Origin of the sequence: Bizionia saleffrena (assembly GCF_008086175.1) — a bacterium.
Lineage (GTDB): Bacteria > Bacteroidota > Bacteroidia > Flavobacteriales > Flavobacteriaceae > Bizionia > Bizionia saleffrena.
The window spans coordinates 50,699-67,490 of record NZ_VSKM01000012.1; the positions used below are offsets into that span (position 1 = coordinate 50,699).

Genomic DNA, 16,792 nt, shown 5'->3' on the forward strand with positions numbered 1-16,792 from the left:
GATATTAGATTATGTCAGCACACGCAGATACTCACGCTCACGACGATCATGGTCACCATCATAAAGAAACTTTTATAACTAAGTACATCTTTAGCCAAGATCACAAAATGATCGCTAAGCAGTATTTAATTACAGGTACGCTAATGGGGATTATTGGCGTATTAATGTCAATGATGTTTCGTATACAGATCGCTTGGCCAGAAGAACCAAATGTGCTTTTTGAAGCATTACTAGGTAAATGGGCACCAGACGGTGTTATGGATGCCGATGTTTATTTAGCACTGGTAACCATACACGGTACCATTATGGTATTCTTTGTACTTACAGCCGGATTAAGTGGTACCTTTAGTAACTTATTAATTCCGTTGCAAATTGGAGCACGAGATATGGCCTCTGGATTCCTTAATATGGTGTCTTATTGGTTATTCTTTATCTCTAGTGTAATTATGCTGAGCTCTTTATTTGTAGAAGCAGGACCAGCAGCAGCAGGATGGACAATTTATCCGCCGTTAAGTGCCTTACCAATGGCGCAAGGAGGTTCTGGTTTAGGGATGACATTGTGGTTAATCTCTATGGCTATATTTATTGCCTCATCGTTATTAGGATCCTTAAACTACGTCGTTACCGTTTTAAACTTAAGAACAAAAGGAATGTCTATGACACGACTTCCACTTACCATTTGGGCGTTTTTTGTAACGGCTATTATCGGTATCGTATCGTTTCCAGTGTTATTAGCAGCTGCGCTGTTACTAATAATGGATAGAAGTTTTGGAACGTCTTTCTTTTTATCAGATATTTTCATTCAAGGAGAAGTATTGCATTACCAAGGAGGATCTCCAGTATTATTCGAGCACTTATTTTGGTTCTTAGGTCACCCAGAAGTTTATATTGTAATTTTACCAGCAATGGGAATTGTTTCAGAAATTTTAGCATCAAATTCACGTAAACCTATTTTTGGTTACCGTGCCATGATTGCTTCAATTTTAGCAATTGCATTCCTTTCAACAATTGTTTGGGGACACCATATGTTCGTTTCAGGAATGAATCCATTTTTAGGTTCTGTATTTACATTTACAACACTATTAATTGCAATTCCTTCCGCAGTAAAAGCCTTTAACTGGATTACAACTATTTGGAAGGGTAACCTCCAAATGAATCCAGCGATGCTATTCTCTATAGGTTTTGTATCTACCTTTATTACAGGTGGTCTTACAGGAATCATTTTAGGAGATAGTGCTTTAGATATCAACGTGCACGATACCTATTTTGTAATTGCGCATTTCCACTTAGTAATGGGAATCTCAGCGATCTATGGAATGTTCGCAGGTATCTACCACTGGTATCCCAAAATGTTTGGGCGTATGCTAAATAAAAAATTAGGATATATTCACTTCTGGATTACAGCAATCTGTGCGTACGGAGTTTTTTTTCCAATGCACTTTATCGGAATGGCTGGTTTGCCAAGACGTTACTATACAAACAGTAACTTCCCACTATTCGACGACTTAGCAAATGTAAACGTTGTTATTACAGTGTTTGCTTTAATTGGTGGTGTAGTACAAATAGTATATTTATATAACTTCTTTGTCAGCATATTCTACGGTGAGAAAGCAACACAAAACCCTTGGAGAGCAACTACTTTAGAGTGGACTACACCTGTAGAGCACGTACACGGTAACTGGCCAGGAGAGATACCTCATGTATACCGTTGGGCTTACGATTATAGTAAACCAGGTCACGACACAGACTTTGTCATGCAAAACGTACCCTTAAAAGAAGGTGAAGAAGAGCTTCAACATTAAACATCCTTAAAAAAGGGGTCTCAATAAGAGATTCAAAATACTGAAGCCTTTCTATTAATTTAGAAAGGCTTTTCGTTTTTTAATAAAAAAGTATAGTACACTTCGTATATTTGTTTGAATAGAGACGACGTAGGCTACAGATTTAGAAGTATCTATAGCGCTGAGTAAAATATATTAGACTCTATTTTATATCGCATAAAAATAAAAAGAATCCCACTATTGTGGGAGGTACGTATGAACGAAAACCTAGATCCCACAAACGATAATTTTTCATCTGAAGAATTTGATGCTGAAAAAAACTTAAGACCCTTATCGTTTGACGATTTTAGCGGGCAAGAGCAGGTATTGGAAAACCTTAAAATTTTTGTTCAAGCCGCCAATAGAAGAGAAGAAGCTTTAGACCATACGTTATTTCACGGTCCTCCGGGATTAGGGAAAACGACTTTGGCGCATATTTTAGCGAACGAGCTTAATGTAGGCATAAAAGTAACTTCAGGACCTGTCTTAGATAAGCCCGGTGATTTAGCAGGTCTTTTAACAAATCTCGACGATCGTGATGTGTTATTTATAGACGAAATTCATCGTTTAAGTCCTATAGTTGAAGAGTACTTGTACTCGGCAATGGAAGACTATAAGATAGATATTATGATTGAATCTGGCCCCAATGCACGGACGGTTCAAATCAATTTAAATCCGTTTACATTAGTCGGGGCAACCACAAGATCGGGTTTACTTACCGCTCCAATGCGAGCGCGTTTTGGTATTCAAAGCCGATTACAATATTACGATACCGAATTATTAACAACCATTATTCAACGTAGTGCAGAAATATTAAAAGTGCCTATTACAATGGAGGCCGCTATAGAAATCGCCGGTAGAAGTCGTGGAACACCTAGAATAGCGAACGCATTACTGCGTCGTGTACGCGATTTTGCCGAAATTAAAGGAAATGGTAGTATCGATGTTAAAATAGCAAAATACGCGCTTGAAGCTTTAAATGTAGACGCGTATGGCTTGGATGAAATGGATAATAAAATTTTGGCAACCATTATTGATAAATTTAAAGGCGGCCCAGTAGGTATTTCTACGATTGCAACAGCAGTAAGTGAAAGCACAGAAACGGTAGAAGAAGTGTACGAACCGTTTTTAATACAACAAGGATTTATTATGCGTACGCCACGCGGACGTGAGGTAACCGAATTAGCCTATAAACACTTAGGTAAAATTAAAGGACATAGTGAAGGGGGGCTATTTTAAACTGAAGTTCTGTCGAAAAGTTTTAAATGGCCACAAATAAAACCACCTATACAAAAGGGATTAAAGCCGAAGCAGAACGCCTCGGTTTTTTGTCTTGTGGTATCAGCAAAGCGGGATTTTTAGAAACCGAAGCACCACGTCTTGAAGATTGGCTCAATAAGAATAGAAATGGCCAAATGACGTATATGGAAAATCATTTCGATAAGCGCTTGGATCCTACAAAACTGGTAGACGATGCTAAAAGCGTGATTTCGCTACTGCTAAATTACTATCCTTCCGAAACACAAAAAGATCCTGAAGCACCTAAACTAAGCAAATACGCTTACGGACACGATTACCATCATATTATAAAAGGGAAATTAAAAGAACTCACCCACTTTATTCAAGATGAAATAGGTGAGGTCTCTGGCCGTGCCTTTGTAGATTCAGCACCTGTTTTAGATAAAGCATGGGCTGCCAAATCTGGATTAGGATGGATTGGTAAACACAGCAATCTACTCACTCAAAAAGTAGGGTCTTTTTATTTTATTGCGGAACTCATTATAGATTTAGATTTAGACTACGACGCGCCAGTTACAGATCATTGTGGCACCTGTACAGCGTGTATAGATGCGTGCCCAACGCAAGCTATAGTGGACCCATTTGTAGTAGATGGCAGTAAGTGCATTTCGTATTTCACTATAGAATTAAAAGATCAGTTACCGAATGCTATGAAAGGGCAATTCGACGATTGGATGTTTGGCTGCGATGTCTGCCAAGATGTGTGTCCGTGGAATAAATTCTCTAAACCACATAACGAACCCCTTTTTAATCCGCACCCCGAATTGTTGGAGATGACCAAGCAAGATTGGGAGGAGATAACAGAAGATGTTTTTAAAAAAGTGTTTCAGAAATCGGCAGTAAAACGGACTAAATTTTCAGGGCTAAAACGTAATATTGAGTTCTTAAAGGAGTAATATCCAAGTTAAAAAACTTACATTTGTGAGTCAACAATAATCAAAATAATATGAGTAAACAGAGCAGACGCAGGGAGGCATTGGTATACCATGCAAAGCCTACGCCAGGTAAAATTAAAGTAGTTCCTACTAAAAAATATGCAACACAAAGAGACTTGTCATTAGCATATTCACCCGGTGTTGCAGAACCTTGTTTAGAAATTCAAAAAGATAAAAATAACGCTTATAAGTATACTGCTAAAGGAAATTTAGTGGCTGTAATTTCTAACGGAACCGCCGTTTTAGGATTAGGGAATATAGGTCCCGAAGCTTCAAAACCGGTAATGGAAGGTAAAGGGTTGTTGTTTAAAATATTTGCCGATATAGACGTTTTTGATATTGAAGTGGATACTGAAGATATTGAAGTGTTTATTCAAACGGTTAAGATGATTGCACCCACTTTTGGTGGTATTAATTTAGAAGATATTAAAGCGCCTGAAGCATTCGAAATCGAAAGACGCCTAAAGGAAGAATTAGATATTCCGGTAATGCACGACGACCAGCACGGTACGGCAATAATTTCTGCAGCAGCATTGTTGAATGCTTTAGAATTGTCAGAAAAAAATATCCAAGATGTGAGAATCGTAGTAAGCGGTGCAGGGGCAGCAGCCGTTTCTTGTACACGCTTGTATATGGCGTTTGGTGCCGTACGTGAAAACATTGTAATGCTAGACAGTAAAGGTGTTATTAGAGACGATAGAGATAATTTAACATCGCAAAAAGCGGAGTTTGCTACGCATCGCGATATAGAGACCTTAGATGAAGCGATGGTAGATGCCGATGTATTTATTGGTTTATCTGCAGCCAACATAGTGTCTCCACGGATGTTGTTATCTATGGCTGCTAACCCCATTGTATTTGCAATGGCCAATCCAGATCCAGAAATCGAATACCAACTGGCAGTCGATACGAGAGACGATATTATTATGGCAACGGGACGTAGCGACCATCCTAATCAAGTGAATAATGTGTTAGGTTTTCCGTTTATTTTTAGAGGAGCTCTCGATGTAAGAGCGACTAAAATTAATGAGGAAATGAAAATGGCAGCCGTAATGGCATTAGCTAACTTAGCGAAAGAAGCCGTGCCAGAGCAAGTAAATATTGCATATGGTGAAACCCGATTAACGTTTAGTAAAGAATACATTATTCCAAAACCATCCGATCCACGTTTAATTGCCGAAGTACCCCCTGCAGTTGCTAAAGCGGCTATGGAAAGTGGTGTAGCTAAAGAACCTATAGAAGATTGGGAGAAATATAAAAACACGTTATTAGAGCGTTTAGGCGCAGATAATAAAATTGTGAGGTTGCTAATTAACCGAGCAAAATTAAACCGGAAGCGCGTAGTTTACGCAGAAGCAGATCAACTTAGTGTGTTAAAAGCGGCACAAATTGCTTACGAAGATGGTATTGCAATACCTATTCTTTTAGGACGAAAAGATGAAATTGAACGTCTTAAAGAAGAAATTGAATTTGAGGGTGATATTTTAATTATCGATCCAAAATCGGATGAAGTAAAAGAACAAAAAGATAAATATGCAGAAGTGTATTGGAACCAACGTAAACGCCGTGGTGTAACGTTATTTTCTGCTAAAAAATTAATGAGAGAGCGTAACTTCTTTGCCGCAATGATGGTAAATGAAGGGGACGCCGATGCACTAATTTCTGGCTATTCACAAAGCTATCCTTCAGTGGTGAAACCAATGTTAGAAGTTATTGGTTTAGATTCAGGATCTACAAGAGCAGCGACAACAAATGTAATGATGACGCAACGCGGACCAATGTTCTTAAGCGATACCTCAATAAATATAAATCCCTCCGCTAGCGATTTAACAAAAATAGCACAAATGACGGCGGGCGTAGTAAAAATGTTTGGTATAGAGCCTGTAATGGCAATGACGTCGTATTCAAACTTTGGGTCTTCAAAAAACCAAACAGCAATAAAAGTACGCGAAGCGGTAATGTATTTACATAAAAGACATCCTGATTTAATTGTAGATGGCGAATTGCAAACCGATTTTGCTTTAAACAAAGAACTACTTCAAGAGAATTTTCCGTTTTCTAAACTGGCAGGTAAAAACGTTAATACGTTAATTTTTCCAAACTTAGAATCTGCTAATATTACTTACAAGCTTTTAAAAGAATTAAACAATTCTGAGTCTATTGGGCCAATTATGATGGGAATGCGTAAACCAGTGCATATCCTTCAATTAGGAGCAAGTGTAGACGAAATTGTAAATATGACGGCAATAGCAGTTATCGATGCGCAACAAAAACAAAGACGTGAAGCGCAAGCCGCTAGTATAGAGTAAAATTTATCCAATAATTTTATTACATTTGAGCGATAACAAGTTATTGTAAATGATTACACATATAAAAGGAAAGTTAGTAGAGAAAAATCCAACCGACGTCGTTATAGATTGTAACGGCGTGGGCTATTTTATAAATATCTCACTACATACATTTTCGCAAATTCCAGACCAAGAGAATATAACACTTTATACGCATCTTCACGTAAAAGAAGATGCGCATAGCCTATACGGTTTTGCCTCTACTGGAGAGCGTGAAGTGTTTAGATTATTAATTTCGGTGAGTGGTATTGGTACCAATACTGCGCGAACGATGTTGTCGTCGTTAACCCCGCAGCAAATAAAGGATGGCATCGCAAGTGAAGATGTGGCACTTATTCAATCGGTAAAAGGCATTGGTTTAAAAACAGCACAGCGTGTTATTATAGATTTAAAAGATAAGATTATTAAAATCTACGATATCGATGAAGTTTCTGTTAATAAAAACAATACCAATAAAGAAGAAGCGTTATCTGCTTTAGAAGTACTTGGTTATGCCAAAAAACAAGCTGATCGCGTTGTTGATAAAATTGTATCTGCCACCCCAGAGGCGAGCGTAGAAGATATTATTAAACAAGCTTTAAAAAAATTATAAAAGATTTTGAATAGAACTAACCTGAAATTTCAAAAATCCATTAAAAAGTATTTAGTATTACTATCTTTTACGCTATCAACTACAGTGGTTTTAGCGCAAGATCCAGTAATTCCTGTTGTAGAACAAGACTCTACAAAAACAGGGTTTGTAATGGGAGATATGGAAATGCCTAATCCGCAAAGTATAGAATCTAGATATACGTACGACCCTAAAACAGATAGTTATATCTACACAGAGTCTGTGGGTACTTTTACTATTAACTATCCTACAATTCTAACTCCTAAAGAATATCAAGACCTCGTTTTTAAGGAGAATTTAAAATCGTATTACAAAAATAAAATTGATGCTTTTGAAGGTAAAAAAGACAATACCGGCGACCAGCAGAAAAACCTATTGCCAGAGTTTTATGTGAATTCTGGTTTTTTTGAAAGTATTTTTGGTGGTAATACTATCGAGGTCGTACCGCAAGGGTCTTTAGAAATGGATTTAGGTGTTTTGTTTACCAAACAAGATAATCCGTCGTTTTCGCCACAAAACAGAAGTAATTTTACGTTCGATTTCGATCAGCGGATCAGTTTAAGTTTATTAGGAAAAGTAGGAACGCGACTTCAGGTAACCGCGAACTACGATACCGAATCTACCTTCGATTTTCAGAATTTAGTGAAGTTAGAATATACGCCAACTGAAGATGATATCATTCAGAAAATAGAAGTGGGTAATGTTAGTATGCCTTTAAACAGCTCTTTAATTTCTGGTGCACAGAGTTTATTTGGTGTAAAAACACAACTTAAATTCGGGAAAACGACTATAACAGGAGTGTTTTCTGAGCAAAAATCAGATACGCGATCGGTGGTAGCTCAAGGTGGAGGAACATTAAGTGAGTTCGATTTCTTCATTAGAGACTACGACGAAAACAGACACTTTTTCTTGGCACAATACTTTAGAAATAATTACGATAAAGCACTTAGTAACTATCCGTATATCAATTCTAACGTTCAAATTACAAGAGCTGAAGTGTGGGTAACCAACAAAAGTAATCGTACCGAAAATGTTAGAAATATTGTTGCCCTTCAAGATTTAGGAGAATCCGGTGTTATTGGAAACTCGGGGGTTACGGTTACAGCCGGACCAAATGCGTTTCCTAGTAATGGAAATAACCGATTAGATCCCACTAATATTGGTGGGCCCGGATCGCAATTAACATCGGCTATTAGAGATATCGCGACCGTGCAATCGGGGGTTATCGTCCCTGGTTTTAATGAAGGGTTCGATTATGCCAAATTAGAAAACACTAGAAAATTAAACGAAGGTCAAGAATACACGTTAAACACGCAGTTAGGGTATCTTTCTTTAAATCAACGGTTAAATAATGACGAAGTGCTAGCCGTAGCCTTTCAATTTACGGTCGGCGGAAAAGTATATCAAGTAGGAGAATTCGCAAACGATGGCGTAAATGCTACCGATGTGGATACTAATAGCGACGGCGAAGTTACCAACGTTACCAATAATAACTTAGTCCTTAAATTACTTAAAAGTAGTATTACAAGCGTCTCGCAACCTATCTGGGATTTAATGATGAAAAACGTTTATAATACGGGCGCTTATCAATTAAGTCAAGAAGATTTTAAGCTGAATATTTTTTACAACGAAGCCGCGCCTTTAAATTTTATTCGTCCGGTGGAGGGGACTACTTTTGGAACCGATTTTGAAGGTAATGCTATAGAAGAAACCACCTTGTTAAGATTATTTAATCTCGACCGATTAAACTTTAATAACGACCCCCAAACTAATGGTGATGGGTTTTTTGATTTCGTTCCCGGGATAACAGTGATTCCACAAAACGGAAATATCGTATTTACAAAAGTAGAACCCTTCGGCCGTTATTTATTCGATGTTTTAGATGATGATAATAATCCAGGAGATAATGCTACGGATTACAACAATGATACTTACGCCAATCTAAACCAAGAAAAATACGTTTACGATTTACTTTATAAAGGCACAAAAACAGCTGCCCTAGAAGAAAACGAAAAAAATAAATTTCAAATTAAAGGACGTTACAAATCTGAAGGGGGAGAAGGAATCCCTATTGGTGGCTTTAATGTGCCGCGTGGTTCTGTAAAGGTAACTGCCGGAGGGCGAGTGTTAGTGGAAGGTGTCGATTATACCGTAAATTATCAATTAGGACGTGTTCAAATTTTGGATCCTGCTTTAAAAGCGTCAAACACACCTATTCAAGTAACTACCGAGAATAACGCCATATTCGGGCAGCAAACAAAACGTTTTACAGGGTTAAATGTCGAGCATCAGTTTAATGAGAGTTTTATATTGGGTGCCACATATATCAACCTAAATGAAAGACCAATAACTCAAAAGGCCAATTATAATACAGAACCTATCAATAACACGATGTTAGGGTTTAATGGTAATTATTCTACCGAAGTGCCTTTCTTTACACGATTAGTAAATAAGCTTCCTAATGTTGATACCGATGCACCATCAAACCTATCGGTAAGAGGTGAGTTCGCCTATTTATTGCCGGGCGCACCAAAAGGAACCGACTTTAATGGAGAAGCGACAGCTTATGTGGATGACTTTGAAGGGACTCAAAACGGAATTGATTTACGTTCGCAACAGGCGTGGTTTTTATCGAGCAGACCCCTTAATTTGGGACGTATCTATAGCAACTCATCGGCATCTGAAGATGATAACGGATTGCAAAACGGTTACGATAGAGCGTTATTAAATTGGTATAGTATCGATCCTATTTTTTATAGTAGTCAGCGACCAAGTGGTCTTACCGACGATGATGTCTCTAATATTTACACGTCTCGAGTTTTTATAAACGAATTGTTTCCAGAGCAAGACATCGCTCAAGGACAAACCTCGGTAATAAACACCTTAGATTTAACGATTTATCCGCAAGAACGCGGCCCTTACAACTTTAAACCGGGTACCGAAGATAACATAATTACCACGCCAAACGAAAGTTGGGCGGGTATTACAAGAGGGTTATCATCGACAGATTTTGAACAGTCTAACGTAGAATATATTGAGTTCTGGCTCCAAGATCCATTTCAAGATAATGCCACAAACCCGGGAGGGAAATTAGTCTTTAACTTAGGGAGTATTTCTGAAGATGTTTTAAAAGACGGAAGAAAACAGTATGAAAACGGATTGCCTAAAGATGGAAATATCGCCTTATTACCACAAACCGATTTCGAAACAGTAGTACCACAAAATCAGGCGTTAATTTATGCTTTCGATACTACTGGACAAGAACGTATTAATCAAGATGTTGGTTACGATGGGTATAACGATACAGAAGAAGCTGCCGTATTTGCTGCTTTTGGGGGGTTAGCAGATCCTGCAAACGATAATTATCAATATTTTATAAATGCAGAAGGAGACGTGTTAGACCGTTATAAGCGCTATAATAATGTTCAAGGAAACTCGCCAGATAACTTTAGTGATACCAACCGAGGGTCTACAACGCAGCCCGATGTTGAAGATGTGAATAGAGATAATACAATGAATACTATCGACAGTTATTTTGAGTATAATCTAGACATTACACGACAAAATTTACCCATAAACTCATTAAACGAAATAACGACAAACAACCCTATTGGAGAGTTTATTAAAGATCTAAAAATTAGACCGAGAGTAATGCCAAATGGCGATACCGAGCAAATTCGTTGGTATCAATTTAGAGTGCCAGTAAATGTACCGTTATCTACTTTCGACGACCCAACAATACCTCAATACACAAGACAAAACGGAATTACAGATTTTAGATCAATCCGTTTCGCGCGTATGTATTTAGAAAACTTTAGCGAACAAACAACGTTTCGTTTTGGTACTCTAGAATTAGTGCGCAGTGACTGGAGACGCTACACATTGGCACTAGACGAAAACGATTCTAGTCCAGACGACCCCCAAACCGATTTTTCTGTAGGCGCAGTAAGCACGCAAACCAACGATGGTAATTATGTGTCACCTCCAGGCGTAGAGGCAGAACAATTAAATAATAATAATTCTATAATCGACCAGAATGAACAGGCACTTGTTGTTAATGTTTGTGGTCTAGAAACAGAAGATTCTAGAGCTGTTTACAAAAACATTAGTGTCGATATGCGGCAGTATAAACGTTTACAGATGTTTGTACACGCACGAGAAGGCGATATTGCAGGGCTTGGAAATAACGATTTGGTTGGTTTTATTAGAATGGGTAACGATTTAACTCAGAACTACTACCAAATAGAAATCCCATTATCGGTATACAATGGCGGCGCACAACCAGAAGATTATTGGCCAGAATCTAACGAGATTGATGTCGAGTTAGAATTATTACAACGTTTAAAATCGTTAGGCATTAGCGATGGCTCATTAGCGAACGAAGATGCTTCGTTTTACGATGTTATAGACGGTGAATTAGTAGCGGTGCCTTTTGCTAATCAGTATGACGGTTATGTTACTGGACAACAACGTTTAGCTATTAAAGGTAATCCTAATTTTGGAGCGATTAGAACCTTAATGGTGGGAGTTAAAAACGCTTCCGGTTTCGAATCTTGTGGAGAAGTATGGTATAACGAATTGCGTTTATCTGAAATGGATAATGAAGGCGGTTGGGCTACTGTACTAAGTATGGACACCAACTTTGCAGATTTTGCTAATGTAAGCGCAACAGGGCGTATGGCCACTGCAGGTTTTGGATCTATAGATCAAGGGCCAAACCAACGTAGTCGTGAAGATGTGAAGCAGTACGATGTGGTTACTAATTTAAATTTAGGACAGTTATTACCTAAAAAATGGGGACTGCAAGTGCCTTTTAATTACGGTCAAGCCGAAGAGCTAATCACACCAGAATACGATCAACAATACGAAGATTTAAAACTGCAAACACGTTTAGATGCTGCTGAAACAGAGTCGGAGCGCGACAATATTAGAGAACAATCGGAAGAATATACCAAGCGAAAAAGCATCAACTTTATTGGTGTTCGAAAAAATAGAACGGGCGAGTCTAAACCACAGTTGTACGATGTAGAAAATTTAACCTTAAACTATTCGTATAACAAAGTAGAGCATCGCGATTTTGAAATTGAACGTTCAGTAGATAAGCAATTAAGAGCAGGAGTAAATTATGCCTATAACTTTCAACCTAAAGTCATCGAACCTTTTAAAGAGAACGATTCGCTCTTCACCAAAAAATACTGGAAACTCTTAAAAGATTTTAATGTTAATTTGCTACCGGCAAGTTTTACTGTAAATACGGATGTGAATAGACAATTTAACCGTCAATTATTTAGAGAAGTAGAATTAGGGGGTAGTAATATCGGGTTAGAAGAATTATACAGAAGAAATTACACATTCGATTTTCAATATAATGTGAATTGGAATTTAACGAAATCATTAGCCTTCAATTTTTCAGCGTCTAATAATAATATTGTCAGAAATTATTTTAAAGAAGGTAACATTCGCGGTGAACAAGATCCAGAATTAGATGTGTGGGATGGCCTTTTAGATTTTGGAGATCCGAATAGACAATATCAGTTGTTAGGTATTAATTATGAAATTCCTATAAATAAAATCCCAGCATTAAGTTTTATAAAAGCAACTTACGCATATACGGGAGAATTTCAATGGCAAAAAGGTTCGGATTTATTCGGCGATATTGTTGCAGACGATGGGGTGTCTTACGATTTAGGGAATTCTATTTCTAATGGAAATACACATAACATAAATTCAACTTTAGATATGAATAAGTTGTATAAATATGTGGGGCTAACCAAGAAAAGAAAAACATCACGATTAGGAAAAGTAAGTCGTTTTGATCGCAATGTGGTAGGAGCTCCTCCGGGAGAAGAAGAGAAGGAAGACGGTAAGAAAGATAAAGGCCAATCTGGTGCTAACGCGTTGGCAAATATTGGTATCGATGTGTTAACCGTAGTAAAACGTATTCAAGTTAACTACTCAGAAACTAACGGTACATATATTCCAGGATATTTAAATACTCCTGGTTTTGTGGGGACCTTAAAACCGACTTTAGGCTATACTTTTGGTAGCCAAAATGATGTTAGAGAATTAGCTGCGCGAAACGGTTGGTTAACGGTATTTCCAGATTTTAACGAACAATACACAAAAAACAGAACAGAGCAATTAGATATATCGGCAAATTTAGAACCGTTTAACGACCTTAAAATTGATTTAGTAGGGTTTAGAACATATGCCGAAAACTACACAGAAAACTATAGAATAACCGATGGTCTTTACGAGTCGCTAACACCAAATACGTTTGGAAATATTAGTATTTCTACCTTTACATTGCCAACAGCTTTTGGTAAAAGTAACGATGTGAGTTCCGATGCTTTTACCGATTTTAGAGAGAATAGATTGGTAATTGCGCAACGTTTGGCTAGAGAACGTGGAGCAGATGCCAATGCGGTCGATGCTGAAGGCTATCCTTTAGGTTTTGGCAAGACAAGTCAAGCTGTATTATTACCGGCTTTTGTAAGTGCCTATACCGGCCAAAAAGCAGAGAAAGCGAAGTTAGGAGCGATTAAAAACTTTCCTATTCCAAACTGGGATATTAAATACACGGGTTTAATGAAGGTGAAATGGTTTAAAGACCGCTTTAAACGGTTCTCTTTAAGTCACGGATACCGTTCTAGTTATACCATAAACCAGTTTCGAACCAATTTAGATTTTAGCGGTATCGACTATGGTTTAGACTACAATACGCAACCAGCAGAAGATATTGATCAAGCCGGAAATTTTAAAAACGAAAACTTATACAGTAACGTTAATTTAACCGAACTATTTAGTCCGTTAATTCGTGTAGATTTCGAAATGAAAAACTCTGTTAAGGTGTTATTGGAATTAAAAAAAGACCGCTTATTATCTTTAAGTTTCGATAATAATTTAATGACCGAAATTCAGGGTAACGAATATGTCTTAGGATTAGGATATCGTTTTAAAGATGTAAGAATAAAAACAAAACTTGCAGGGCCTAAAAAGTCGATAGTGAGTGATTTAATAATGGAAGCTAACATTTCTGTGCGCGATAATAAAACCATTATTAGATATCTGGATGTAGACAACAATCAAATTACTAACGGCCAGACTATTTATGGTTTAAAATACAATGCGAATTACTCGTTTAGTAAAAACTTAACTGGTATTTTCTATTTCGATTATACGTTCTCAGAATATGCGATTTCGACAGCATTTCCGCAAACAACTATTCGGTCTGGATTAACGCTACGATATAATTTCGGTAATTAGTAGTTTCCCACTTGAAATACCAATTTGATTAAATACCTTTGTAAAAAATAAAATAATGAATATACCATCAGAATTAAAGTACACTAAAGACCACGAATGGGTTAAAGTAGAAGGAGACGTAGCAACTGTAGGGATTACAGATTTTGCACAAAGCGAATTAGGAGACATCGTTTATGTAGACATTGATACGGTAGATGACACTTTAGAAATTGAAGAAGTTTTTGGATCTGTTGAAGCCGTAAAAACGGTATCAGATTTATTTTTACCATTATCGGGAGAAATTATCGCGTTTAATGACGCTTTAGAAGACGAGCCAGAAAAGGTAAACACAGATCCTTATGGAGAGGGATGGATTATTAAAATTAAATTTTCTGACGCTTCGCAAATAGAAGGGTTAATGTCAGATAGCGATTACAAAGCTATGATCAGTGCTTAAAAAGGGTTTATGTTTTTTAAGTGTAGCGTATACTTGTGTATTACTGTTGGCCAGTTTATTAAACGTTAATAGTATCACCCAAGAGTTACCTACTAATAGTGATAAAGTTTTACACGCTATGGCTCACGGTATTCTAACAAGCTTTTGGTTTTTAACGCTAAGCGTAACGTTTAATATAAAAGTGCTAAAGTCTGTAATCTATGCTGCTGGAGCAGCCATTATCTTTGGAGTAATTATAGAGGTGCTGCAAGGAACTATAACACAGAATCGTGTTACAGACTTTAACGATATCTTAGCAAACGTTTTAGGCACAGTTGTTGCTGTGTTAATAATACTAGGCTTACGCTTTAAAGAATTAAAAAATAAATAAACCTTTGCTTTTTTTACAAATAAATAGTTAAATTAGCACTCAGGAAAAAAAATTAATTTATGGAACCTAAAAAAAATCCGAAATCTAACGTAGGGAGAAACAGTTCTCTTTATTTTGCGGTTGGGATGGTGTTAATGTTACTATTAACAAATTTCGCCATTAACTACAAGACCTACGACAAAGAGATCGTTGACATTGCTCAACTTGACGTGGCCGATGAATTGGAAGAAGACATTCCAATTACAATGCAAGCACCACCACCGCCACCACCTCCGCCACCACCACCAGCGCCAGAGGTTATTGATGTTATAGAAGACGAAGAAGAAATTGAAGAAACGGTTATCGAATCTACCGAAACGAGTCAAGAAGAAGAGATTGTTGAGGTCGAGGAAGTAGTGATTGAAGAAATTGAAGAGGATGTAGAAGTCTCTTTTGCTGTAATAGAAAATGTGCCAATTTTCCCAGGTTGTGAGAGTGGTACGAACGCACAGAAAAAGAAATGTATGTCTGATAAGATTAATCAGATAGTTAGAAAAAAGTTTGATGCTGAATTAGGTTCTGAACTTGGTTTAAGTGGAAAACAAAAAATTAGCGTTTTCTTTACTATTGATAAAGTAGGAAATATTGTAAACGTTAGAACTAGAGCACCGCACCCAAGATTAGAAAAGGAAGCACAACGTGTTGTAGGTTTAATACCTCAAATGAAACCAGGTAAACAAAGAGGGAAGCCTGTTAAGGTAACGTTCTATTTACCAATATCATTTAACATTCAGTAACAGTACGTTTAGTAATACTCTTAAAAAATCCCACTACAAGCCGTAGTGGGATTTTTTTGTTTGGTACACTTATTGATTATTTATAATAATATTAACATTTAAAATCGATTATTATGAAAAAATCAATTATTAAAGTAGGTAAGCTTCAGGATAGTGGTAAAAGTGTTACTAAATCTGGAAAAAAACAAACGGATTTAAAATACAACGCATCGCTTTATTTCCAGATCGGATTAATAATATGCTTGCTCGGTAGTTATCTAGCCTTAGAGTCTAAATCTAAAGTGAGTTCAAAACGTATTATATATCAAGAGGTTCAAATAGTTGAAGATATAGATTACACTGAAAGCAATTTTGAAGTGTATAGGGAGCCGACAGAAAAGATTTCCTCTATGAATAAAATAGAGACTCAAGTTATTACCGAAGTTATTCAAGTTACAGATAACGACGCTATTAGTGCAAAGAACGATGTTGTATTTATTACAACGCAACAAAATGAATTTGTAGGGCCTGCTAGAGCGGTGTTATCAACAAACGCACCAGATTTAAACATCGAAAAACCCGAGGAACCAGTAAGTATTTTGGCGGTTCAATTCGTGCCTGTGTATCCTGGTTGTGAAAGTGAAACCACAAACTTGGGCAGACGACACTGTATGTCTGAGAAACTAGGGCGATTTGTCAAAAAACAATTCGATGCTGATTTAGCTCCCGATTTAGGTTTAATTGGACGTCAAAAAATTGATGTTCTTTTTAAAATTAACAAACAAGGTGAAGTGGTAGTTTTAAAGACAAGAGCGCCAAGAATAGAATTAGAGAAAGAAGCACGACGAGTAATAAGTGATATACCAAGAATGCAACCCGGTAAAAACGGCGATAGTGTCGTGGAGGTATTATACAGTCTTCCTATTATTTTTGATATACAAAATTAGTCTAAT

The 16,792-nt window shown here is 37.1% G+C and carries 10 protein-coding genes; all 10 read left to right on the top strand.

Annotation, left to right across the window (positions count from 1 at the left end; genetic code table 11):
• Positions 1 to 11: 11 nt before the first annotated feature.
• The 10 genes from ES676_RS11600 (at position 12) to ES676_RS11645 (ending at position 16,786) form a co-directional block, all read left to right on the top strand.
• Entirely contained in the window at positions 12 to 1,802 is a 1,791-nt protein-coding gene (locus ES676_RS11600; protein ID WP_148370496.1) for a cytochrome c oxidase subunit I, read from the top strand.
• 234 nt (positions 1,803 to 2,036) lie between these two features.
• On the top strand, positions 2,037 to 3,059 hold the full coding sequence (gene ruvB, locus ES676_RS11605; protein ID WP_148370497.1) for a Holliday junction branch migration DNA helicase RuvB: 1,023 nt from the start codon (positions 2,037 to 2,039) through the stop codon (positions 3,057 to 3,059).
• A 26-nt stretch (positions 3,060 to 3,085) separates the two neighbouring features.
• Positions 3,086 to 4,015 (top strand): tRNA epoxyqueuosine(34) reductase QueG, encoded by a 930-nt coding sequence (gene queG / locus ES676_RS11610; RefSeq protein WP_148370498.1) that lies wholly within the window; start codon positions 3,086 to 3,088, stop codon positions 4,013 to 4,015.
• Between the two features lie 50 nt (positions 4,016 to 4,065).
• Positions 4,066 to 6,363, top strand: a complete 2,298-nt coding sequence (locus tag ES676_RS11615; protein WP_148370499.1) for an NADP-dependent malic enzyme — start codon at positions 4,066 to 4,068, stop codon at positions 6,361 to 6,363.
• Between the two features lie 49 nt (positions 6,364 to 6,412).
• Entirely contained in the window at positions 6,413 to 6,994 is a 582-nt protein-coding gene (ruvA, locus tag ES676_RS11620) for a Holliday junction branch migration protein RuvA (RefSeq protein WP_148370500.1), read from the top strand.
• 6 nt (positions 6,995 to 7,000) lie between these two features.
• Complete coding sequence (sov, locus tag ES676_RS11625) at positions 7,001 to 14,278, top strand: T9SS outer membrane translocon Sov/SprA (protein WP_148370501.1); 7,278 nt, start codon at positions 7,001 to 7,003, stop codon at positions 14,276 to 14,278.
• A 55-nt stretch (positions 14,279 to 14,333) separates the two neighbouring features.
• Positions 14,334 to 14,714: a glycine cleavage system protein GcvH gene (gene gcvH, locus ES676_RS11630; protein WP_148370502.1), complete on the top strand. Its 381-nt coding sequence runs from the start codon at positions 14,334 to 14,336 to the stop codon at positions 14,712 to 14,714.
• Positions 14,707 to 15,084 carry a VanZ family protein gene (locus ES676_RS11635; RefSeq protein ID WP_148370503.1) on the top strand — a complete coding sequence of 126 codons (378 nt, stop codon included), beginning with the start codon at positions 14,707 to 14,709 and terminating at the stop codon, positions 15,082 to 15,084. The genes gcvH and ES676_RS11635 overlap by 8 nt, the downstream gene beginning before the upstream one ends.
• 59 nt (positions 15,085 to 15,143) lie before the next feature.
• Positions 15,144 to 15,860, top strand: coding sequence for an energy transducer TonB (locus ES676_RS11640; protein ID WP_148370504.1), 717 nt, complete (start codon positions 15,144 to 15,146; stop codon positions 15,858 to 15,860).
• 113 nt (positions 15,861 to 15,973) lie between these two features.
• Positions 15,974 to 16,786 carry an energy transducer TonB gene (locus ES676_RS11645; RefSeq protein WP_148370505.1) on the top strand — a complete coding sequence of 271 codons (813 nt, stop codon included), beginning with the start codon at positions 15,974 to 15,976 and terminating at the stop codon, positions 16,784 to 16,786.
• Positions 16,787 to 16,792 lie beyond the last annotated feature (6 nt).